This window comes from Curtobacterium guangdongense (genome assembly GCF_049341845.1).
GTDB lineage: Bacteria > Actinomycetota > Actinomycetes > Actinomycetales > Microbacteriaceae > Curtobacterium > Curtobacterium guangdongense.
The window spans coordinates 63789-84335 of record NZ_JBMPIT010000010.1; the positions used below are offsets into that span (position 1 = coordinate 63789).

The 20547-nt window shown below is 70.4% G+C and carries 20 protein-coding genes; 7 read left to right on the top strand and 13 right to left on the bottom strand.

The window, feature by feature from the left end; all coding sequences use genetic code 11:
* The first annotated feature begins 31 nt into the window (after positions 1-31).
* Positions 32-709 carry a FadR/GntR family transcriptional regulator gene (locus ACO0E1_RS15870; RefSeq protein ID WP_402727089.1) on the top strand — a complete coding sequence of 226 codons (678 nt, stop codon included), beginning with the start codon at positions 32-34 and terminating at the stop codon, positions 707-709.
* A gap of 123 nt (positions 710-832) precedes the next feature.
* On the top strand, positions 833-1111 hold the full coding sequence (locus ACO0E1_RS15875; protein WP_422875055.1) for a GlsB/YeaQ/YmgE family stress response membrane protein: 279 nt from the start codon (positions 833-835) through the stop codon (positions 1109-1111).
* 91 nt (positions 1112-1202) lie between these two features.
* Here the strand turns inward: ACO0E1_RS15875 and ACO0E1_RS15880 are convergent, their stop codons facing one another.
* From ACO0E1_RS15880 to ACO0E1_RS15920, 9 genes are all read right to left on the bottom strand, one after another.
* The gene (locus ACO0E1_RS15880) at positions 1203-2156 is read right to left on the bottom strand and encodes an aldo/keto reductase (protein WP_422875056.1); all 954 of its coding nucleotides are present in this window, start codon (positions 2154-2156) and stop codon (positions 1203-1205) included.
* Entirely contained in the window at positions 2153-2473 is a 321-nt protein-coding gene (locus ACO0E1_RS15885; RefSeq protein ID WP_422875057.1) for an L-rhamnose mutarotase, read from the bottom strand. The genes ACO0E1_RS15880 and ACO0E1_RS15885 overlap by 4 nt, the downstream gene beginning before the upstream one ends.
* Positions 2473-3798 carry an alpha-L-fucosidase gene (locus ACO0E1_RS15890; RefSeq protein ID WP_422875058.1) on the bottom strand — a complete coding sequence of 442 codons (1326 nt, stop codon included), beginning with the start codon at positions 3796-3798 and terminating at the stop codon, positions 2473-2475. Before ACO0E1_RS15890 ends, ACO0E1_RS15885 begins: the two co-directional genes overlap by 1 nt.
* 33 nt (positions 3799-3831) lie before the next feature.
* Positions 3832-4746, bottom strand: coding sequence for a carbohydrate ABC transporter permease (locus ACO0E1_RS15895; RefSeq protein WP_422875059.1), 915 nt, complete (start codon positions 4744-4746; stop codon positions 3832-3834).
* The gene (locus tag ACO0E1_RS15900; RefSeq protein WP_422875060.1) at positions 4739-5713 is read right to left on the bottom strand and encodes a carbohydrate ABC transporter permease; all 975 of its coding nucleotides are present in this window, start codon (positions 5711-5713) and stop codon (positions 4739-4741) included. The genes ACO0E1_RS15895 and ACO0E1_RS15900 overlap by 8 nt, the downstream gene beginning before the upstream one ends.
* Positions 5714-5812: 99 nt before the next feature.
* A complete protein-coding gene (locus ACO0E1_RS15905; RefSeq protein WP_422875061.1) occupies positions 5813-7051 on the bottom strand; it encodes an ABC transporter substrate-binding protein in 1239 nt (412 codons plus the stop codon).
* Between the two features lie 43 nt (positions 7052-7094).
* On the bottom strand, positions 7095-8423 hold the full coding sequence (locus tag ACO0E1_RS15910; RefSeq protein ID WP_422875062.1) for an enolase C-terminal domain-like protein: 1329 nt from the start codon (positions 8421-8423) through the stop codon (positions 7095-7097).
* Between the two features lie 352 nt (positions 8424-8775).
* Entirely contained in the window at positions 8776-9381 is a 606-nt protein-coding gene (locus tag ACO0E1_RS15915) for a TetR/AcrR family transcriptional regulator (protein WP_422875063.1), read from the bottom strand.
* Positions 9382-9439: 58 nt separating this feature from the next.
* Positions 9440-11602 (bottom strand): MDR family MFS transporter, encoded by a 2163-nt coding sequence (locus ACO0E1_RS15920; protein ID WP_422875064.1) that lies wholly within the window; start codon positions 11600-11602, stop codon positions 9440-9442.
* Between the two features lie 192 nt (positions 11603-11794).
* On the opposite strand from ACO0E1_RS15920, the gene ACO0E1_RS15925 reads away from it, so the two are divergent.
* The 3 genes from ACO0E1_RS15925 to ACO0E1_RS15935 all read left to right on the top strand — a co-directional run bounded on the left by ACO0E1_RS15925 (position 11795) and on the right by ACO0E1_RS15935 (position 14809).
* Positions 11795-12736 (top strand): phosphotransferase, encoded by a 942-nt coding sequence (locus ACO0E1_RS15925; RefSeq protein WP_422875065.1) that lies wholly within the window; start codon positions 11795-11797, stop codon positions 12734-12736.
* A 121-nt stretch (positions 12737-12857) separates the two neighbouring features.
* Positions 12858-13376: a hypothetical protein gene (locus ACO0E1_RS15930; protein ID WP_422875066.1), complete on the top strand. Its 519-nt coding sequence runs from the start codon at positions 12858-12860 to the stop codon at positions 13374-13376.
* Between the two features lie 68 nt (positions 13377-13444).
* Positions 13445-14809, top strand: coding sequence for an NtaA/DmoA family FMN-dependent monooxygenase (locus ACO0E1_RS15935; RefSeq protein ID WP_422875067.1), 1365 nt, complete (start codon positions 13445-13447; stop codon positions 14807-14809).
* A gap of 45 nt (positions 14810-14854) precedes the next feature.
* Here ACO0E1_RS15935 and ACO0E1_RS15940 read toward each other — a convergent pair whose 3' ends face one another.
* A complete protein-coding gene (locus ACO0E1_RS15940) occupies positions 14855-15433 on the bottom strand; it encodes a TetR/AcrR family transcriptional regulator (protein WP_422875068.1) in 579 nt (192 codons plus the stop codon).
* Positions 15434-15526: 93 nt separating this feature from the next.
* On the opposite strand from ACO0E1_RS15940, the gene ACO0E1_RS15945 reads away from it, so the two are divergent.
* Complete coding sequence (locus ACO0E1_RS15945; protein WP_422875069.1) at positions 15527-16225, top strand: SDR family oxidoreductase; 699 nt, start codon at positions 15527-15529, stop codon at positions 16223-16225.
* A gap of 131 nt (positions 16226-16356) precedes the next feature.
* On the opposite strand, the gene nadE is transcribed toward ACO0E1_RS15945, so the two are convergent.
* Positions 16357-17178, bottom strand: coding sequence for an ammonia-dependent NAD(+) synthetase (gene nadE / locus ACO0E1_RS15950; RefSeq protein WP_422875070.1), 822 nt, complete (start codon positions 17176-17178; stop codon positions 16357-16359).
* Positions 17179-17189: 11 nt separating this feature from the next.
* The gene (locus ACO0E1_RS15955; RefSeq protein ID WP_422875071.1) at positions 17190-18341 is read right to left on the bottom strand and encodes an AI-2E family transporter; all 1152 of its coding nucleotides are present in this window, start codon (positions 18339-18341) and stop codon (positions 17190-17192) included.
* A 96-nt stretch (positions 18342-18437) separates the two neighbouring features.
* Here ACO0E1_RS15955 and ACO0E1_RS15960 point away from each other — a divergent pair, with 96 nt between their 5' ends.
* Positions 18438-19808, top strand: a complete 1371-nt coding sequence (locus ACO0E1_RS15960; protein WP_422875072.1) for a serine hydrolase domain-containing protein — start codon at positions 18438-18440, stop codon at positions 19806-19808.
* A 4-nt stretch (positions 19809-19812) separates the two neighbouring features.
* Here the strand turns inward: ACO0E1_RS15960 and ACO0E1_RS15965 are convergent, their stop codons facing one another.
* Positions 19813-20535: an SDR family oxidoreductase gene (locus ACO0E1_RS15965; RefSeq protein ID WP_422875073.1), complete on the bottom strand. Its 723-nt coding sequence runs from the start codon at positions 20533-20535 to the stop codon at positions 19813-19815.
* Positions 20536-20547 lie beyond the last annotated feature (12 nt).

Consider the following 20547-nt stretch of genomic DNA (forward strand, 5'->3'; position numbering starts at 1 on the left):
CGACCCAGCGTGGTCGGGTGGAAGGACCGCCATGGCTTCGCTGACCGACGACGCGATCGCGCGCATCCAGCAGATGATCGTGACCGGCGAGCTCAAACCCGGCCAGCGCCTCCCTCCCGAGAAGGAACTCAGCGAGTCCCTCGGGCTGTCCCGGAACAGCCTCCGCGAAGCGGTGAAGGCCCTCGAACTCATCCGCGTCCTCGACGTCCGACGCGGCGACGGCACCTACGTGACCTCGCTGGAGCCCTCCGTCCTGCTCGAGGCGGTGTCGTTCGTCGTCGACATGCACCACGACCGCTCGCTCGTCGACCTGTTGGAGGTCCGTCGCATCCTGGAGCCCGCGTCCGCCGTGCTCGCCACCGCCCGCGCCTCCGAGCAGCAGATCGACGAGCTCGCGACGCTCATGGGCTCGGTCGGCGAGGACACCGGCGTCGAGGACCTCGTCGCCCACGACCTGCTCTTCCACTCCACGATCGCGGGCATCGGCGGGAACCAGTACCTGTCCGGACTCCTCGACGCTCTGTCGAGCAAGACCGTGCGCGTGCGGGTCTGGCGCGGCCTCACCCAGAACGGCTCCGTCCAGCGCACCCTCGACGAGCACGCCGCGATCGTGGACGCGATCCGCCGCCGTGACCCCCAGCTCGTGCAGGCGCTCGTCGTGTCGCACGTCGAGGGTGTCGAGCGCTGGCTCCGCCGTTCCCTCGACTGACCTTTCGTCGGATCAGCCACTCAGCGCATTCTCGGGCGCGTCGAGCGGTTGACGTGTTCGATCGGATGTCGGCCCTGACTCCGGCAACCATGCCGCGGCAACCGCACCCACGAGGAGGAAACCGTGCTCGGTCTCATCATCAGCTTGATCATCATCGGACTCATCGCCGGCGCCATCGCGCGACTGGTCATGCCCGGCAAGCAGCACATCTCGATCCCGATGACCATCCTGCTCGGCATCGTCGGCTCGTTCGTCGGGGGCTTCCTCGGCTTCCTGATCTTCCAGCACGACCCGATGGACGGCTTCTTCCAGCCGGCCGGCATCATCGGTTCGATCATCGGCGCGATCATCGTGCTGTTCATCTACCTGCGCGTCACCGGCCGCAAGTCGGCTCGCAGCTGACCCCAGCGCACATCGCACAACGGAAAGCAGCCCGCACCACGGAATCTCGTGGCGCGGGCTGCTCTTCGTTGTGCGGGAGCGATCGGCGCCGTCAGGCGGGCAGCAGGGCCGCGGCCTCCAGGTCCGCCCAGAGCGCCTCCGGGACGACCGCGGCGACCCGAGCGGCGTTCTCACGCACCTGCGCTGCCGACTGGGCACCGACGGCGACCGTGCGGACCGCGGGAGCCCGGCGCGGGAACGCGAGCGCGGCCTCCGGGAGCGTCACGCCGTGCCGGGCGCAGACCGTGGCGAGTGCCCGAGCGCGCTCGACCAGCGACGAGGGGGCCGGGGCGTAGTCGTACGTGGTGCCCGGCGCGGGCAGCGGGTTGCTGAGCAGCCCCGAGTTGTAGACGCCGACCGCGACCACGTCGACCCCGAGCGACGCACACCTGGCGACGAGCGCAGCTGCCGGCTGCTCGAGCAGCGTGTACCGCCCCGCGAGCATGATCACGTCGCACATCCCCGTGTCCACGGCGGCGGACAGCGCCGACACCGAGTTCGACCCGACGCCGACGGCCTGCACGACGCCCTCGTCCCGCAGGCTCGCGAGCGCCGGCAGCGCCTGGGTCAGCCCCTCCGACAGCGAGTACACGTCGGGGTCGTGCAGGTACGCGACGTCGACGTGGTCGAGCCCGAGCCGAACGAGGGACTCGTCGAGCGACCGACGGACCCCCGATGCCGAGGGGTCCCACTGCCGCACGGGGTCGTCCGGAACCGCGAACCCGTCCGCGTCGACGCCGTCACCCGGGCCGGGCACGAGCAGCCGCCCGACCTTCGTCGACACCCGGTAGGAGTCCCGCGGCCGCCCGGCGAGCGCCGCCCCGAGCCGCCGTTCGGACAGCCCGACCCCGTAGTGCGGCGCGCTGTCGAACCCGCGCACCCCGACGTCCCACGCGGCGTCCACCGTGGCCCGGGCGTCCTCGTCGGAGACCTCCCGGAGCAGGTTCCCGATCCCGGCGCACCCGAGCCAGAACGGACCCGTGTCGAGGTCGAACGGCACGCTCACGGCTGGCTCGCCAGGGTCCACACGAGCGGGATCCCGTCGTCGTTCCCGGAGTAGTCGTCGTCGGCCTCGAGCAGCGGGTTGATGACCGCCTGCCACTCGGCGTTCACGTGGTCGTCCGCCAACGAGCGACGCATCGCCCGGTAGTCGGTCACCTCGATCAGGTGGACGAGGTCCCGCCCGTCGCGCCAGATGCTCCAGTTCGACACCCCGGCGGCGCGGAGCCGATCGGCCAGCGCGGCCGGGATCGCGGCGTGCACGCGTTCGTACTCCGCCTCCGCCCCACTCCGCAGTCGCGTCCGCGAGAGGATCCGCTGCATCAGTCGCGGAAGAACAGCTCGACGACGGGCACCGCCACGTCCGGCCGGACGATCGGCAGCGTCAGGGTCAGCGTCCCGGCCGGCTGCCCGCCGAGCCCGGTGTTCTGCGCACGGGTCCCCGGCGGGATCTCGCGGTAGTGGATCTCGGACGCGTCGTTCAGCAGCTGCGCATACTCGACCCGGCCGGCGAGGTCGGGCAGGTGCACGTGCTCGAACGGCCACGTGAACAGGTGCAGGTACAGCCGGTTGCCGTGCTGCGTGTAGACCGTGCCCGCCGGTGCCCGGAAGGACGAGGGCCCGGCGCCGTACACCGACCGTGCGTGCCGGTCCATCCACGACCCGATCTCGGCGAGCGCCGTCCGGGCGACCCCGTCGAACTCGCCGCGACCGGTCGGGCCGACGTTGAGGAGCATGTTCCCGTTGTTCGACACCCCGTCGACGAGCATCCGGACGAGCAGGTCGGTGCTCTTCACGTTCAGGTTGTCGCGGTCGTACCCCCACGATCCGTTGAGTGTCTGGCAGGCCTCCCACGGCACCTGGACCCCGTCGACCTCCATCGGCTTGTCCGGCTGGTACTGCTCCGGCGTGACGATGTCGCCCGGCAGGTCGAGCCGGTCGTTGACGATGATCCCGGGCTGCAGGCGCCTGGTCAGCGCCAGGAGCTCCTCGGAACCCCAGTCGTCGCGGCCCTTGCCGCCCCAGATGTCCTCGTGGTCGTTGTCCCGGTACGAGAAGTCGTAGAACAGGTAGTCGATCCGCCCGTAGTCCGACAACAGCTCCGTCACCTGGCCGTGCAGGTACTCCCGGTAGCGGGCCATGTCCCGGCCCTCGTTCAGCGCGGCGATCGCGGACTCGCCGTCGTCCCGCCGCGGGTGCACCCCGTCGATGGTGAAGTCCGGGTGGTGCCAGTCGATGAGCGAGTGGTAGAACCCGACCCGGAGTCCCTCGGCCCGGACGGCGTCGACGAACTCGCGGACGATGTCCCGGCCGAACGGCGTGTTCGTGGCCTTGTAGTCCGTCAACGCCGAGTCCCAGAGCGCGAACCCCTCGTGGTGCTTCGTGGTGAGCACGACGTACTTCATGCCGGCCTCCCGCGCACGCCGAGCCCAGTCGGCGGCGTCGAACAGGTCGGGTTCGAAGTGGTCGAAGTACTTCTGGTAGTCCTCGTCGGTGATCCGCTCGCGGTTCTTCACCCACTCGTGCCGGGCGGGCAGGGCGTAGAGGCCCCAGTGGATGAACATGCCGAAGCGGTCGTGGGTGAACCAGGCGGGCAGGCCGCTGGCGTCGGGCTCGACCTGCGGCTCTGCGGGTGCGGTGATGGTCATGGTGGCCAGTGTTCCTTTCAGGAGTGCAGCACGTCACCGGCCGCCGAGGCCGGAGGTGACGATGCCCTTGACGAGGTGCTTCTGGAGCAGGACGAGCAGGATGACGGTCGGCAGCATCGAGATGACCGACGCGGCCATCACGAGGTTCCACTCGGAGCCCTGCTGCCCGAAGAACTGCTGCAGACCGAGCGGGATGGTGCCGTGGGCCTCCACGTCGTTCACGACGACGAGCGGCCACAGGAACGAGTTCCAGTACGAGATGAACGAGAACACCGCGAGGACCGCCATCGTCGGGCGTGCGAGCGGCATCATCACCGAGAAGAAGGTCCGGACGGGTCCGGCGCCGTCCACCCGTGCGGCGTCGTCGAGCTCCTGCGGCACGGTGAGGAAGAACTGCCGGATGAGGAAGGCGCCGAGCGCGGTGAACGCCCACGGGATGATCAGCGCCTGGAACGTGTCGACCCACCCGAAGCCCTGCATCATCACGTACATCGGGATGACGAGGACGTCCTGCGGGATCATCAGCGTGACGAGGAACAGCATGAACACGGTGTTCCGCCCGCGCCAGCGCAGTCGTGAGAACGCGTACCCCGAGAGCACCGCCACGGCGACGTTGATCGCGGTACCGACCGCCGCGACGAACACCCCGTTGAGGATGAACCGCGCGAACGGCAGGTAGGTGAACGCCTGGACGTAGTTGCTCCACTCGAGCGACCGCCCCCAGAGCGTCGGCGGGGTGGTGAACACCTGATCGGCGGGTTTCAGGCTCGTCGCGACCATGTACACGAGCGGCGAGACGAACAGCAGCGCGACGAGGCAGAGCAGGGCATAGCCGATGGCGTGCCGCACCCGGCCCGGCCGCGGTGCGGTCTTCGTCCTGGCGACGGCTCGGGGGTTGACCGCCCGGTTCGACGTGGTGGCGAGGCCGCCCCGGACCGCTTCACTCATAGTGCACCCACCGCTTCTGCCCGAGGAACTGGACGGCCGTGATCCCGAGGATGATGACGAACAGCACCCACGCGCCGGCCGATGCCAGACCGAGCTGCTGGTTCTGGAAGCCCGTGTTGTAGATGTACTGCACGAGGGTCTCGGTCGCGGTGCCCGGCCCGCCCTTCGTGAGGACGAACGGCTGCACGAACACCTGGAACGAGGTGATCAGCGTCATCATCGTCGCGAAGAACACCGACGGCGAGATGAGCGGGAACTTGATCGCCCAGAAGGTCTGCCAGGCGTTCGCCCCGTCGAGCTGTGAGGCCTCGATCTGGTTCTCCGGCACCGCGTCGAGCGCCGCCGAGAAGATCAGCATGTTGTAGCCGAAGCCCTGCCACACGCTCATCGCGACGATCGCGAGCATCGCCCAGTGCTCGTCGGCGAGGAAGTTCGGCGCGTGCACCCCGACGGTGGACTGCAGCGTCGCGTCGATCGCCCCACCCGGCTGGTACAGCATCCGCCACACCACGACGTTCGCGACGATCGGCGTGATGGTCGGGATGAAGAACAGCACCCGGAAGACGTGTCGGCCAGCGATCCTCGGCGTCAGCCAGGCGGCGAGCCCGAGCGACACGACGAGGTTGAGCGGGACGTACAGCACCACGAACAGCGCCGTGTTGAGGGTGACCGTGCGGAACACCGGGTCGCCGAAGAGCCGCGCGTAGTTCTCGATGCCGGCGAACGACCGCGCACCGAGCGTCGGCCAGTTCATGAAGCTCACGACGAGCGACGCGATGATCGGGAACGCCGTGAACACGACGAGGCCGATGGAGTGCGGTGCGGCGAACGCAGCACCCCACCAGGTGCGGCGCCCGACCGGGCCGGGGTCGCCGCCCTGCCGGTTCGGCGTGGCCGTGCCGGCCGCCACGGCGGTCGCGACCGCCGGGACGGCCGCGGCGGCCGGTGGGTCCTGGATGGTGGTCATGCGACGACCTCCTCGTCGTTCGCGCGGTCCTGGGGGTGGGATGGGACGGACTGGAGGCTCGGATCGCGTCGCGAGCACGGCCTCCAGTCCGTCAGCCGGTCACTGGGTGCCGAGCTGGCCGGCGATCGAGGACATGGTCTCCTTGCCGGAGGTCTGCCCGTTCACCGCCTGGAGCGCGTACTGCGTGAACAGCTGGGACAGCTGGTCGCTCTGCTTGTTGCCGAGCAGCGGCGACGACTTCGCGAGCGCTGCCTTGAGGGCGGGCTCGGCGCCCTCGATGCCGGCGCTGGAGTACCAGGCGTCCTGAGCAGCGGTCCGACCGGGGAACGCGCGTCCCTGCTCGGCGAGCGAGGTCAACACCTTCTCACTGGTCATCGTCTGCACGGCCTTGAACGCCTGCTCCGGGTACTTGCACTGCTTCGAGACCCCGAAGCCGGATCCGGCCGCGAACGTCGACGGGCCGGACGTCCCGGCGGGGAGCGTCGTGACGCCGAGGTCGAACTTCACCTTGGCCTTCTGGCTGATCAGCGACCACGGACCGTCGGTGTACATCGCGACCTTGCCCGCGGCGAAGTCGTTGCCGGGTGTCGACGAGTCGGACGACGCCTGCGTCGCGTAGCCCTTCTTCACCAGGCTGGCCATCCAGTCGAGGCCGTCCGCGAACTTCGCGTTCGACGCGTCGAGCTTGCCGCCGGAGGTGATCACCCGGCCGCCGTTGTAGCCGTAGACCATCGACTCCAGGTTGAGGTCGGCCACGGTCGAGCCGTACTCGGTGATGCCCTTCGCCTTGAGCGCCGCTCCGGCCGCCTCGAAGTCGTCGACGGTCCAGCCGGGCTGCGGCTCGGTCACACCGGCCTGCTTGAAGAGGTCCCGGTTGTAGAACATCATGATGGGCCCGGTGTCGTACGGCAGCCCGTAGAGCTTGCCGTCCACCTTCATGCCGTCGAGCGCGGTGCTGTCGAACGCGGACAGGTCGGTGCCGTCCTTCTTGGCGAGGTCGTCGAGCGGCAACAGCGACTCGGTGTAGTTCGCCGCGCGGAGCGACTGCATGCTCACGACGCACTGGGCGCTCCCGGCGCTCAACTGCGTGCTGAGCTTCGTGAAGTAGTTCTCGAACGGTGCGCCCTGGATCGTCAGGGTGATGCCGTCCTCGCTCTTCACGGTGTCGGCGACCTTCTGCCAGGCGGCCTTGTCCTCCTTCCCGGCGATCCACATGGACCAGGTCAGGGCGTCCTTCGACTGGCCCTCGCCGGCACTGCTGCCGGAGGAGCAGCCGCTGAGCACGAGGGCCGCGGCTGCTGCCGCCGCGAGCCCGGCGATGATGCGTCGTCGTTGCATCGGAGTCTCCACTTCGTCGTGGTGATCGGGTGAGGGGGTGTGGTCAGGCGACGCGGACCGCGTCGCGTGGGGAGTCGACGGCCCAGACCGGGCCGTCGGGGAACTCGTACGTGTCGAGGGAGTCGCCGAGCATCTCGGTGCCGGCTCCGGGAGCGGTGGGGGGCCAGTAGCGGCCGTCGTGCACGTCGACCGGGATGACGAAGTGCTCGTGCAGGTGGTCGACGTACTCGATGCAGCGGGTGTCGAGGTCGCCGGAGAGCGCCACCGCGTCGAACATCGAGAGGTGCTGCACGGCCTCGCAGAGCCCGACCCCGCCGGCGTGCGGGCAGACCCGGACGCCGTGCTTGGCGGCGAGGAGCAGGATCGCGAGGTTCTCGTTGACCCCGGCCACGCGGGTGGCGTCGATCTGCAGCACGCGCATCGCCTCGGCCTGGATGAGCTGCTTCGCGATGACCCGGTTCGCCATGTGCTCCCCCGTCGCGACCGGGATCGGGGCGATGCGGCGGGCGATCTCGGCGTGGGCGAGGACGTCGTCGGGGCTCGTCGGCTCCTCGACCCAGGCGATGTCGAACGGTCGGAGTCGATCGATCCAGGCCACCGCCTCGTCGACGTCCCACCGCTGGTTCGCGTCGACGGCGATCCGGATGTCGGGACCGACGACGGCGCGGGCGATCCCCATCCGGCGGACGTCCTCGTCGACGTCCCCGCCGACCTTGAGCTTGATCTGCGTGAAGCCCTCGTCGACGGCCTCCCGGCACAGGCGGGCGAGCTTGTCGTCGTCGTAGCCGAGCCAGCCGGGCGTGGTCGTGTACGCCGGGTAGCCCTGCGCTTCGAGCCTCGCTCGACGGCCCGCGCGGAGCGGCTCGGCCTCGCGGAGCATCGCAAGCGCCTCGGCGGGGGTGATCGCATCGGTGAGGTAGCGGAAGTCCACCAGGTCGACGAGCTCCTCCGGCGCGAGGCCGGCGAGGTGCGCCCACAGCGGCTCCCCTGCGCGCTTCGCCCGGAGGTCCCAGAGCGCGTTCACGACGGCGCCGATCGCCATGTGCATGACGCCCTTCTCCGGGCCGAGCCAGCGGAGCTGCGAGTCGTGCACGAGTTCGCGCCAGGTGCCGCCCATGTCCGCCAGGAGTGCCTCGGCATCACGACCGACGACGTGTCCGTGGAGTGCGGCGATGGCGGCTTCCTGGACCTCGTTGCCGCGGCCGATGGTGAAGACGAAGGCGGATCCCGACAGCCCGTCGAGTGCGTCGGTGGTGATCTCGACGGTCGCGGCGGAGTAGTCGGGCGCCGGATTCATGGCGTCGGACCCGTCGTGTTCCCGAGAGGTCGGGAACCGGATGTCGCGCACGCGCAGACCGGTGATGCGGCTCATCGTGTCTCCTGCCCGTCCGGTCGCCGTCGACCGAACGAGGCAATCAAAACATCCGATGTCTACCGCGTCAAGCGTCTTTTTCGTCACGTTCAGGCGCGATCTCCCCCGCAACCACCCGATGACTGCCGTCCGCCCGCCCTCGTCCCCGCCCCGCGGCCCCGGTCGCGATGCCGTGATCACGGCATCTCGACGCGCTCCCACCGCGAGTCCTGGAACCTCGATGCGGCGCGGGCGGCGAGTTGCGGAACCACGGACGGCACCAGACGACAGACGCCACCAGACGACGGACGGGAGGCTCGTGGCGGCGCCGCCACGAGCCTCCCGTCCGGCGGGTGGTCGCCCAGGGCGACCGTCAGGACGCGGCGAGCCGCCCCATCTCGGCGACGACGCCACGGACCCGCGCGGTGAGCTCGTCCCGCGAGCCGACGGTCACGCGGTGCGCGGTCTCGATGACCGCGGCCATCACGAGGGTCGTGGCCGTGCGGGCGGTGTCCGTGTCGGTGCGCTCGCACGCGACCTCGTACACCGCGAGCCGCGCGTCGGCCATCCACTGCAGCATCGTCGGGACCATCTCGGGGCGGGCCTGGACGAGCGCCTTCATCCGCGAGCGGTCCTCCGGCAGGTCGACCGTGTGGGCGACGAGGGCGCAGAGGTCGTGGACGAGCTGCCCGTCCGAGGCGAGGAACGCCGCGCGCGCGTGGTCCGGGATCGCCGTGCCCGGCAGCCCGAGGGCGGCGTGGCCCTTCGAGGAGAAGTAGTTGAAGAATGTGCGCGTGGAGACGCCGGCCTCGGCGCAGATCTCCTCGACGGTGACGCCGGCGAGTCCGCGGTCGGTGACGAGGGCGAGCGCGGCTTCGTGCATGGACTGTCGGGTGCGTTGCTTCTTGCGCTCCCGGAGGCCGCAGTGGTCGTCGTCGGGAACGGTGGCGTCCGTGGCGGGCGCTTCGGTGGTGCTCACGGGTACTCCTGATGCGGGTCGGGGCCTCCCGCAGTGCTGCGGGAGGCCCCGATGGTGCCTAGTTCGCCGAACGCGGACCCTGGACGGGGATCGAACCGGTGGACGGCGCCGTCGGCGAGCCCATCGTGTTCGCAGCCTCGACGGCCTGGGCCTCGAGGTCGTCGGCGGTGTTGTCGGCGTCCGCCTGCTCCTGCAGGGCCGAGCTCTTGCGGAGCGGCGGCGCCTTGAAGAACCAGCTGAGGACGAACGCCAGCAGGATCACGGCGAACCCGACCCAGTAGACGGTCACGGCCGACGTGTTGAACCCGGTCATGAACGGCCGCGTCAGCGCCGGCGCCGCACCGTTGAGGTAGGACGTGTCGCTGGTGTCGGAGCTGCTGCTGCTCGAGGACGACGAGGCCTTGTCCATCTGCTGCACGACGCCCGGGACGACCTGGTCGACCCAGTACGTGCGCTCGGCATTGTCGGACCAGTCCACGACCAGCGCGCCGTTCTCGACCGTGGCGTGCGCCTTGTCGGCGGCAGCGGCGAGCGCCTGGCTCTCCGCCTGGGGCAGTGCGGCGGCGACCCGCTGGTCGATGATGCCCTGCGCCGCGGCGGCCGGGACGGCGCCCGCTGCGACCTGCTGCTGGACGGCAGCGGTCACCTGCTGCGTGACGGCCTGGTCGGCGGCCTGCTTCGCAGTGCTCGTCGCATCGGTCAACCCGGAGGCGACCTGCTGCTTGATCGGGGTGACGATCGGGTTCCAGATCTGGTCCATGACGCCCTGGTTCGCCTTCGCCGACGCGACGGTCGGGTTGAGCGCGGCGTCGAGCGCACCGGTCAGGTTCTGCTTGTCGGCCGTGGCGTGCACGATGTTCGCCGGCATGATCGAGAACAGGACGCTCAGGAGCACCGCGGTGCCGAGCGTGCCGCCGATCTGGCGGAAGAACGTCGCCGAGCTCGTCGCCACACCCATGTCGCGCGGCTGGACCGAGTTCTGCGAGGCGAGCGTGATGCTCTGCATGAGCTGACCGAGGCCGAGCCCGATGAGGAACATGCCGATCATCAGGAACCAGAGCGGCTTGTCGATCGTCATGAACGTCAGCACGACGTAGCCGATCGAGACCAGCGCGGTCCCGATGACCGGGAACTGGCGGTACTTGCCCGTGCGGGCGACGATCTGGCCGGAGGCGATCGACGCGATCATCAGGCCACCGATCATCGGCAGCGTGGCGAAGCCCGACTCGGTCGGGGTCAGCCCGGTCACGATCTGCAGGTACAGCGGGATGGTCAGCATGGCGCCGAACATCGCGAAGCCCACGAGGAAGCCGAGGATGGTCGCCATCGAGAACACGCCGGAGCGGAAGAGCTTCAGCGGGATGATCGCGTCGTCCTTCATGAGCGTCTCGATCACCAGGAAGGCGACGAGGCCCACGGCACCGGTCACGTAGCAGGCGATCGCGCCTGCAGAGCCCCAGCCCCAGGTGCGGCCCTGTTCGGCCACGAGGAGCAGCGGGACGAGCGTCACGATGACCGAAGTGGCGCCCCACCAGTCGATGCGCGGCTTCGCCTTGGCGTCACCGAACTTCGGGAGGTGCAGGAACGCGATGACCATGAGCAGCGCGCCGACGCCGATCGGGACGTTGATCAGGAACACCCAGCGCCATCCGGTGACACCGAGGATGCTCGACGCACCGGCGAAGAGCCCACCGATGAGCGGGCCGATGACCGAGGAGATGCCGAAGACGGCGAGGAAGTAGCCCTGGTACTTCGCGCGCTCCCGCGGGGCGAGGATGTCGCCCATGATCGCCAGCGGCAGCGACATCAGCGCACCGGCGCCGATGCCCTGGAAGGCACGGAAGGCGGCGAGCATGATCATCGACGTCGACATGGTCGACAGCAGCGATCCGAGGATGAAGACCGCGATGCCGAAGATGTAGAGCGGGCGACGGCCGAATACGTCGGAGAGCTTGCCGTAGATCGGCGTGGTGATCGTGCTCGCGATGAGGTACGCGGTCGTCACCCAGGCCTGCTGGTCGAGTCCGTGCAGGTCGTCGCCGATGGTGCGGATCGCCGTGCCGACGATCGTCTGGTCGAGCGAGGACAGGAACATCCCGGCCATGAGGCCGTAGATGACGAGGAGGATCTGGCGGTGCGTCATGATCGGCTTGCCCGGCGTGCTCGCCGGTGCTGATGATCGCCCGCGCTGCACCTCGACGGGTGCGGTGGCAGTTGACATGGGGGTCCTTCTGGAGTGCTGATGGCGGATCGGTGCGCGTCGGTGCGTGGTGGTCGCGAGGGACGCCGGGGCTTGCGCGGCGGGTCAACCTTGCAGACGCTGCAACTTTACACCAGCAGCACGTTTGCGGCCAATGCAAACTTTCCCATTGCGCACGTTTGGTGAACACACCTTCAGGTAGCGTCGACGGCCATGGGGCGGACAAGCTGGACCGACGTACCGGCGACGTTGCGGGAGCACGTCGAGGAACTGCTCGGGGGGCGGGTGGTCTCGGCCGAGTCGCAGGCCGGTGGGTACTCCCCCGGCGGGGCCGACCGGGTGGCGACCGACTCGGGTCGGCGGGCGTTCGTGAAGACGTTGTCGCGCAGGACGAACCCGGACGGGTACGGCTTCCACGAGCGTGAGGCAACGGTGATGGCGCACATCCCGCCGAGCGTGCAGGCGCCCCGTCTGCTCGGCACGCTGCGCGCCTCGGTGCACGACGACGACTGGATCGCCCTGGTGCTGGACGACGTGGACGGTGCACACCCCGGCAGCGCCGACGTCACCGCCGTGCTCGACGCGCTCGACACCCTGCCCGTCGCGGCCGGCCCGCTCGCCGACCTGCCACGCGCCGCACCGGACCTCGCCGAGGAGTTCGCGGCGTGGGACCGGATGCTGGCGACCGGGCTCGACGCCACGACGGCGGCCGGCGACCCCGTGGTCCCCTCCGACGTCGCCGCCCACGCCGCCCGCTTCGCCGAGGTCGCACGTGCCGGTGCCGCGGCGGTCGACGGCGAGCACCTCGTCCACCTCGACTGCCGTGCGGACAACCTGCTCGTCGACGCCGACGGCATCGTGTGGGTGGTCGACTGGCCGTGGGCGGGGATCGGCGCGCACTGGCTCGACCCGCTCACGTACCTGCTCGACGCCGTGGTGCGGGGCGACGACGTCGACGTCGAACACCACCTGGCGACGCATCCCGTGTTCGAGCGCGCGACACCGGAGGCGGTCGACGCGGTCCTCGCCGGACTCGCCGGGATGTTCTTCGAGAAGGCCGGTCGTCCCGCGCCGCCGAACATGCCGACCATCCGCGCGTTCCAGCGGGCGGAGGGCATCGCCGCCGCACGGTGGTTCCTGCGTCGGGGGCACTGACCGGAACGCGCACCCCGCTGCGCGGTCGTGCCAGAATCGCGGAGCCGGTGACGAGGCAGCACCGATCGGGGTACCTCGAGGACCCAGGAGACACGTCGGGCACGCGCGTACCGTCGCACCGATGAACGACGAGAACGGAAGCGATCGTCCGGAGGACGACGCCGCACGCCTGGGACTCGTCGTTGTCGGCGAGGCAGCAGCGCTGCACTCCGGTGACGAAGCCGCCTTGGACGCGAGCGAGGACAACATCCGCGAGACCGTGGACGACCTGGTCGACGAGCCCTTGACGGAACGTCAGGAGGAGGTCGTCCAGCGCCTCGCCTCCGCGGGCGGCACCATCGCCGCGGGCCTCAGCGGAGCACTCGCCGCACAGACCGACCGCTCGGTGGACGACGTCCTCTCGGGCGCCGCCCGCGCGGTCGTCTGGCAGCAGCGCATGACCGCGGAGCAGGACCGCCGGGTCGAGCGAGACGGCACCGACGAGGCGGCCGCACGCGCCGAGCAGGACGACCAGACCGAACGCGACGCCCACGCCGAGTACGACCGGGACGAGCACGGGGACCGTGGCGGCCGTGTGGACGCCGAGCGGAGCGACGCCGACGACCGTCGACAGGACGGCCGCCACCGCGACGACCGCTGACCAACCGGGCCCGAAACACGGGGTCACGAACGAGCAGTCATCGCGGGCCCTTCCGTAGCGTTGCGCCCATGCCGAAGCGACTCCTGCTCAACGTGTTCGAGATGAACTGCGTCGGACACATCACGCACGGCCTCTGGCGCATCCCGGGCAACAACCGGCACCGCTACAACGACATCCGGTACTGGACCGAGCTCGCACGCACCGCAGAGGCCGGCCAGTTCGACGCGATCTTCATCGCGGACGTCCTCGGCGCCTACGACGTGTACGGCGGCTCCGCTGCGCCCGCACTCCGCGAGGGTCTGCAGATCCCGAACAACGACCCCATGCTCGTCGTCCCCGCGATGGCCGCCGTGACGGACCACATCGGCTTCGGGATCACGTTCTCCACGAGCTACGAGCCGCCCTTCGCCTTCGCCCGGCGGATGTCGACGCTCGACCACCTGACGAACGGCCGCGTCGGCTGGAACGTCGTGACGAGCTACCTGCCGAACGCCGCCCGGAACTTCGGGCTCGCCACGGAGATCCCGCACGACACCCGGTACGAGATCGCCGACGAGTACCTCGAGGTCCTCTACCAGCTCTGGGAGGGCTCGTGGGAGGACGGCGCCGTCGTCCGTGACGCGGAGAACGGCATCTACACGGACCCGGACAAGGTGCACCCGATCGACCACGTCGGCGAGCACTTCAGCGTCGCCGGCCCGCACCTGTCCGAACCCTCGCTGCAGCGCACCCCGACGCTGTTCCTGGCGACGGGCTCCCCCGCCGGGATCGCCCGCGCCGGCAAGCACGCCGAGGTCGTGTTCACCGGCGGGCACGGCGTGCAGCGGACCGCCGACGCCGTCCGCAATGCTGCGCAGGGCGCCGGTCGCGACCGCGGGGACGTCAAGTTCGTCACGCAGGCAGCGGTCATCACGGCACCGACCCAGCGCGAGGTCGAGGACAAGGTCGCCCAGTACAGGGCCTTCGCGAGCGAGGAGGGCCCGCTCATCCACGGCAGCGTCCCCTTCGACGCCCTGTCGCACCCGCGGAGCCGCACGGTCCGCGACGCCCTCGAGGCCGAGGGCGTCGAGGGCGGCGAACGACTCGTCGGCCGGGTCGCGCTCGACGCCACGGTCGGGGAACTCATCGACCGTGTGAACGAGGCGTGGAACGGTGCCTTCTGGGCGGCCGGCGTGCCAGAAGCGGTCACCGAGCAGATCGAGGGGTGGCTCGACGACGACGGCATCGACGGGATCAACCTGCGCCAGTACCACTCGTTCGACACGGTGCGCGACTTCGGCACGTACGTCACGCCGCTGCTGCGCGAGCGCGGTCGCCTCCCCGAGCGCTACACGGACGGCGAGACGCTGCGCGAGCGCGTGACGGGAGGCCCGGCTCGGCTCCCCGCGTCGCACCCGGCCGCCGCGTACCGGCACACCAGCGTCCCCGCCTGAGCAGACCGGCGCGCGTCCGGCGCGGGCCCGGCGGGGTCCGCTCGGTCAGCGGCCGAGCAGCCGTCGGACCCCGTCCGTCACCACCAGCCGGGTGCGCGCACCGTCACGTCGTGCCTTGGCGCGGAGCGCCGCCCCCTCCCAGAGGTCGACGAGCTGCGCACCGACGAGCTCGGCATCCAGCGACCGCGGCACGTCCCCTTGCTCCTGCGCCAGCCGCACCGCCGTCGCGAGCTGCGCGACCCACTCGTCGAAGACCCCGTCGACGTGCGCCGCGACGTCGGGCTCGTCCGTCGCGGTGTCGATCGCGAGGTTCCCGAGCAGGCACCCGTACCGGAACTCGATCCCGGCCAGCCGCTCGAGCATCGCGTCGAAGTAGCCGGTGATCCGGTCGACGGCGCGCGGCACCGAGTCGTCGACGAGCATCCCGATCGGCGACGCCGCTGCGAAACGGTCGGCCGCCACGATCGCGAGGTCGGCCTTCGATCGGAAGTGGTTGTAGAACGAGCCCTTCGGTGCCCCCGCAGCGCCCGTGATGGCGGCGACGCCGGTCCCCGCGTAGCCGTGCTGGTGGAACTCGACGACCGCGGCGTCGACGATCGCGTCGCGGAGACTGGCTCGGGGCATGGGTCGATCTTCTCATCCCGGGAATAAGACGACCGGTCATATTGATCACCTTCACAGCGGCGCCGACCGGTGCCCCGACGGAAGGAACCTCCCATGACCGGACTCAACGGACAGATCGTCCTCGTCACCGGCGCGAACGGCGGACTCGGCACGGAGTTCGTGCGGCAGGCGCTCGAGCGCGGTGCGACGAAGGTGTACGCCGCAGCGCGACGCCCCCGCGACTGGGAGGACGCACGCATCGTCCCCCTGGTGCTCGACGTGGCGGACGAGGCCTCGGTCTCCCGCGCCGCTGCCGAGGCGAGCGACGTCACGGTGGTCGTGAACAACGCCGGTCTGCTGCGCACGGGCGGCCTGGTCGACGGCCCGATCGACGACATCCGCGCGCAGATCGAGACGAACCTGATCGGCCCGCTCCTCGTCACGCGCGCCTTCGCACCCCTGCTCCGCGCGGCGCACGGCACGGTCGTGAACGTCGCGTCGATCCTCAGCTGGCTCGCCGGCAGCGGCGCGTACGGCGTCTCGAAGGCCGGACTCTGGTCCGCGACCGACTCCACACGGCTCGAACTCGCGAGCGACGGCGTGCAGGTCGTGGGCGCCTACCTCGGGTACACCGACACCCCGATGACGGACGGCGTCGACGCCCCGAAGAACACGCCGGAGGACGTCGTCACGGCGGTGTTCGACGGCGTGGAGTCCGGCGAGCACGAGGTCCTGGCGGACGAGCTGACCCGGACCGTGCGCGCATCGCTCGGCGCGCCGATCACCGAGCGCTACACCGCACTCGCCGGCTGACGTTTCCCACCCACAACGCCCGCGATGGGAAGCGAAAACGCGCGTAGGAGGTCGGAAAAACCGACCACCTACGCGCGTTTCGACCTCCTACGCGGGAAAGGGCCCGCCAGAGCACCCGCGGCGAGCGCCCGCTAGCCGCGCCACCAGGTGTCGAAGGGGGTCGCGGGGACCTGGCGCTTGTGCTCGGTGGCGCGGTACCGGGCCTCGATCGCCTCGGCGACCTCGACCGGGACGTCGTGCCCCTGCAGGTACGCGTCGATCTCGGCGTAGCTCATGCCCAGGTTCGCCTCGTCCGTCTGTCCGGGGAGGTCGTCGAGCAGGTCGGCGGTCGGCGCCTTCTCGTACAGCCGGGCCGGGGCGCCGAGGTGCTCGAGGAGCTGCCGCCCCTGGCTCTTCGTCAGCCCGGTCAGCGGCGTGATGTCGACGCCGCCGTCGCCGTACTTCGTGAAGAAGCCGGTCACGGCCTCTGCCGCGTGGTCGGTCCCGACGACGATGAGCCCGCGCTGCCCGGCGACCGCGTACTGGGCCACCATGCGCATCCGGGCCTTCACGTTGCCCTTCACGAAGTCGCTGAGCTCGACGCCGGCGCCGGTCGTGTCCTGGACGACCCCGTCGACACCGTGCTCGATGTTCACGGTGATGCCCGGTTCCGCGGCGATGAACTGCAGCGCGAGCTGGGCGTCGTCCTCGTCCGCCTGCACGCGGTACGGCATGCGCACCGTGGTGAAGGACACGTCGTGCCCCTCGGCGCGGAGCGACTCGACCGCGAGCTGGCACAGACGACCGGCGAGGGTCGAGTCCTGCCCGCCGCTGATCGCGAGGACGAGGCCCTTCGCGCCGGTCGTCGTCAGGTAGTCGCGCAGGAAGCCGACGCGACGCGACACCTCCTCGGCCGGGTCGATGGTCGGCTGGACGTCGAGGGCCGCGGCGATGGCGGCTTGGAGTTCACGCACGTGCCCAGTATTCACCGTTGGGCGCGCGCCTTCACGGCCACGTCCTCCGGCCGCTTCTGCCGCCACATCCGAGCGGGCTGGTCCGGGCCGTCCCAGACCTGCACGGCGCCCCACGCCGCGGCGAGGAGCGGCACGGACATCACGGCGCCGGTGATGCCGGCGAGCACGGTCCCGGCGGTCAGGCCGACCAGGATCACGAGGCCGTGCAGCTTGAGCGTCCGGCCCATCAGCACCGGCTGCAGGAAGTTGCCCTCGAGCTGGTTCACGAGGACCACGATGCCGACCACGACGAGGGCCTGCACCGGCCCGAGCGCGACCAGGGCGACGAGCGCGGCGAGGATCCCGGCAGCGGTGGCACCGACGATCGGGATGAAGGCGGTGATGAAGACGACGACCGCCAGGGGCAGCGCGAGCGGGACGCCGACGATCGCGATGCCGACCCCGATGCCGATGGCGTCGACGGCCGCCACGGCCGCCGTCCCGCGGACGTAGCCGCCGAGCGTCGACACGACACGGTCCCCGACGCGACGGGCGCGCGCGTAGCCGGACCCGGAGAACGGACGGAGCAGGAACTCCCAGATGCGCGGGCCGTCCTTCAGGAAGAAGAAGAGCACGACGATCATCAGGACGAGCCCGGTGAGGAAGTTCGCGGTCGCGGACGCCCCGGCGAGCGCTCCGGAGCCGAACTGGGCGCTGGTGATGAAGTCGGTGACGGTCTTCGTGGCGTCCTGGATCTGCGAGTCCGAGATCGAGATCGGCAGCGACGTCACCCACCCCTGCAGCTGCTTGAAGCCGTCCACGGCGGAGTCCTGCAGGTCGGACCACTGGTTCTCGACGGCGACGACGATGAGCCAGCCGAGGAGCCCGAGCACGACGAGCACCCCGAGGAGCACCGCCAGCGTCGCGAGGACCGACGGCACCCGGTGCTTCCGGAGCCAGGACACGACGGGGTGCATCGCCGACGCGATGATGAGCGCGATCAGCACCGGGATCGTGACGACGCTGAGCGTGCTCGCGGCGAAGACGATCCCGGCGACGATGACGAGCACGATGATCGCTTGCAGGCAGCGCGTCGCGAGCCGGCCGAACGAGTCCGACCACGCCTTCCTGGGGCCGGCCACCGCTTCGACGGGCTCGGGTGCTGACGATCGGAAGAGGGGCATGGTGGTCCTTGTCGGTGACGTCGCTGACGTGCGGCGCGATCGGCGGTCGAACGCTCCCCCGATGATGTCAGGGTGTCGGTGGATACGCTCAGGGTCGTGACGACGACGTTCCCGCGCAGCACCCCGTCCACCCTCGGCATCGACGCCTCCGGCATCGACGCCCTCGTCCGTGCGCTGGAGGCAGCGCCCGACGTCGAGCCGCACAGCCTCATGGTGCTGCGGCACGGACAGGTCGCCGCCGAGGGGTGGTGGACCCCGTACTCCGCCGACCGGCCGCACCTGCTGTACTCCCTGAGCAAGAGCTTCACCGCGGCGGCCGTCGGCATCGCGAGCCGCGAGGGCATCCTCGACCTGGACAGCACCGTGATCAGCCACTTCCCCGAGCTGGACGCCGAGGTCACCGACGCCCGCAGCCGGTCCATGACGCTGCGGAACATCCTGGCGATGTCGAGCGGCCACCGCGAGGAGACCCTCGACCGGGCTCGTGCGATCGACCCGACGAACATCATCCGCGGCTTCCTCCTGCTCCCGCCCGACGAGGACCCCGGCACCGTCTTCGCCTACAACCAGCCCTGCACGTACACGCTCGCAGAGATCGTCCGCCGCGCGAGCGGTACCTCCCTCGTGGAGTACCTGCGACCGCGTCTGTTCGCCCCGCTCGGCATCGAGCAGGTGTCCTGGAAGCACGACGAGCACGGCAAGGAGCTCGGCTTCAGCGGCTGCTACGCGACGACGGAGTCGATCGCGAAGCTCGGTCAGCTGTACCTGCAGCGCGGCGTGTGGGACGGCGAGCGGATCCTCGACGAGGACTGGGTCGAGGCGGCGACCCGAACACAGGTCGCCAACCCGGACGAGGAGAACCCGGACTGGAGCCAGGGCTACGGCTACCAGTTCTGGATGGCCCGGCACGGCTTCCGCGGCGACGGCGCGTACGGCCAGTTCTGCGTCGTGCTGCCGGAGCACGACGTCGTCGTCGCGATGACCGGTCAGAGCAGCGACATGCAGGCGGTCCTCGACGCGGTCTGGGAGCACCTACTTCCCGCGATCGACCGCGACGGCTCGGCGGCCACCGTCGACCTGTCCGCGCTCGCGTTGCCTCCGGTGCGCGGCGGACGGCTCGGTCTGGAGGCTCGTGGCACGTACGCACGCGCGTCCCGTTCCGGGGTCCCCGGCCTGGAGTCGGTGGTGCTCGAGCAGGACGGCGAGCGGTGGGTGGTCACGCTGCACCAGGACGGCTCCGCCGTGCACGCCGTCCTCGGCGAGGGCGATTGGGCCGTCGACGGTTCGACCGCGGCGAGCGCCGCCACCGACGACGACGGACGTGTGCTGGTCGCCGTGCGGTTCGTCGACACCCCACACCTGCTGTGGCTGCGGCTGGACCCCGGGGAGCGGACGTTCGGCGCACGGTGGGCGACGGAGCCGCTGCACGACTCGGTCGCCACCCTGCACCGCCCGACGGCGGACTAGCGCGTCACCAGGGGACGACACCGCCGTCGTCGAAGAACCCGCCACGGGGACCGTCGTCCGGCAGGGTCGCGAGCCGGACGGCCGTCGCGGCACCCTGCTCGGGCGTCCGGTCGCCGGCGAACCCGTTGAAGTCGGTCGCGACGAGCCCTGGGCACGCGGCGTTCACGATGACCGGGGTGTCCTCGAACGCCCGCGCGTACTGCACCGTGATGCCGTTGAGGAACGTCTTCGACGACGAGTACACGCCCATCACCGGACCCGGCTGCCGCTCGAGCGAGCCCATGCTGCTCGACGTGTTCACGATCCTCGGGTGCTCCGATCGACGGAGCATCGGCAGCATCGCGTTCGTCACCCGGATCACGCCGTACACGTTCGTGTCGACGACGGTCCGGAGGTCGTCGAGGTCCATCGTCGTCGGGTCCTGCCCCCACGTGACGGGGTCGAACGGCCCCGAGATCCCCGCGTTGTTGACGAGCACGTCGAGCGTGCCGAACCGTTCCTCGAGCTCGCGTGCCGCAGCCGCGACGCTCTCGTCGCTCGTGACGTCGATCCGCACGCTCGTCGCGTCGATCCCCTCGGCGGCCAACCGGGCCGCGGCGTCCGAGCCGGCCGTCTCGTTCCGTGCGCCGACGACGACACGCAGGCCGAGCCTCCCGAGCGATTCCGCGATCGCGAAGCCGATCCCCTTGTTCGCCCCGGTGACCAGGGCGGTCGTTGCTGTTGTCATGCTCCGATCCTC

What these genes read in the sequence shown, in the direction of transcription:
- ACO0E1_RS15885 (WP_422875057.1), bottom strand. Translation starts at nt 2,473, where the DNA reads ATGCAGCGGATCCTCTCGCGGACGCGACTGCGGAGTGGGGCGGAGGCG.
- ACO0E1_RS15935 (WP_422875067.1), top strand. Translation starts at nt 13,445, where the DNA reads ATGCCGAAGCGACTCCTGCTCAACGTGTTCGAGATGAACTGCGTCGGA.
- ACO0E1_RS15965 (WP_422875073.1), bottom strand. Translation starts at nt 20,535, where the DNA reads ATGACAACAGCAACGACCGCCCTGGTCACCGGGGCGAACAAGGGGATC.
- ACO0E1_RS15900 (WP_422875060.1), bottom strand. Translation starts at nt 5,713, where the DNA reads ATGACCACCATCCAGGACCCACCGGCCGCCGCGGCCGTCCCGGCGGTC.
- ACO0E1_RS15870 (WP_402727089.1), top strand. Translation starts at nt 32, where the DNA reads ATGGCTTCGCTGACCGACGACGCGATCGCGCGCATCCAGCAGATGATC.
- ACO0E1_RS15895 (WP_422875059.1), bottom strand. Translation starts at nt 4,746, where the DNA reads ATGAGTGAAGCGGTCCGGGGCGGCCTCGCCACCACGTCGAACCGGGCG.
- ACO0E1_RS15930 (WP_422875066.1), top strand. Translation starts at nt 12,858, where the DNA reads ATGAACGACGAGAACGGAAGCGATCGTCCGGAGGACGACGCCGCACGC.
- ACO0E1_RS15925 (WP_422875065.1), top strand. Translation starts at nt 11,795, where the DNA reads ATGGGGCGGACAAGCTGGACCGACGTACCGGCGACGTTGCGGGAGCAC.
- ACO0E1_RS15955 (WP_422875071.1), bottom strand. Translation starts at nt 18,341, where the DNA reads ATGCCCCTCTTCCGATCGTCAGCACCCGAGCCCGTCGAAGCGGTGGCC.
- ACO0E1_RS15945 (WP_422875069.1), top strand. Translation starts at nt 15,527, where the DNA reads ATGACCGGACTCAACGGACAGATCGTCCTCGTCACCGGCGCGAACGGC.
- ACO0E1_RS15890 (WP_422875058.1), bottom strand. Translation starts at nt 3,798, where the DNA reads ATGACCATCACCGCACCCGCAGAGCCGCAGGTCGAGCCCGACGCCAGC.
- ACO0E1_RS15920 (WP_422875064.1), bottom strand. Translation starts at nt 11,602, where the DNA reads ATGTCAACTGCCACCGCACCCGTCGAGGTGCAGCGCGGGCGATCATCA.
- ACO0E1_RS15940 (WP_422875068.1), bottom strand. Translation starts at nt 15,433, where the DNA reads ATGCCCCGAGCCAGTCTCCGCGACGCGATCGTCGACGCCGCGGTCGTC.
- ACO0E1_RS15910 (WP_422875062.1), bottom strand. Translation starts at nt 8,423, where the DNA reads ATGAGCCGCATCACCGGTCTGCGCGTGCGCGACATCCGGTTCCCGACC.
- ACO0E1_RS15905 (WP_422875061.1), bottom strand. Translation starts at nt 7,051, where the DNA reads ATGCAACGACGACGCATCATCGCCGGGCTCGCGGCGGCAGCAGCCGCG.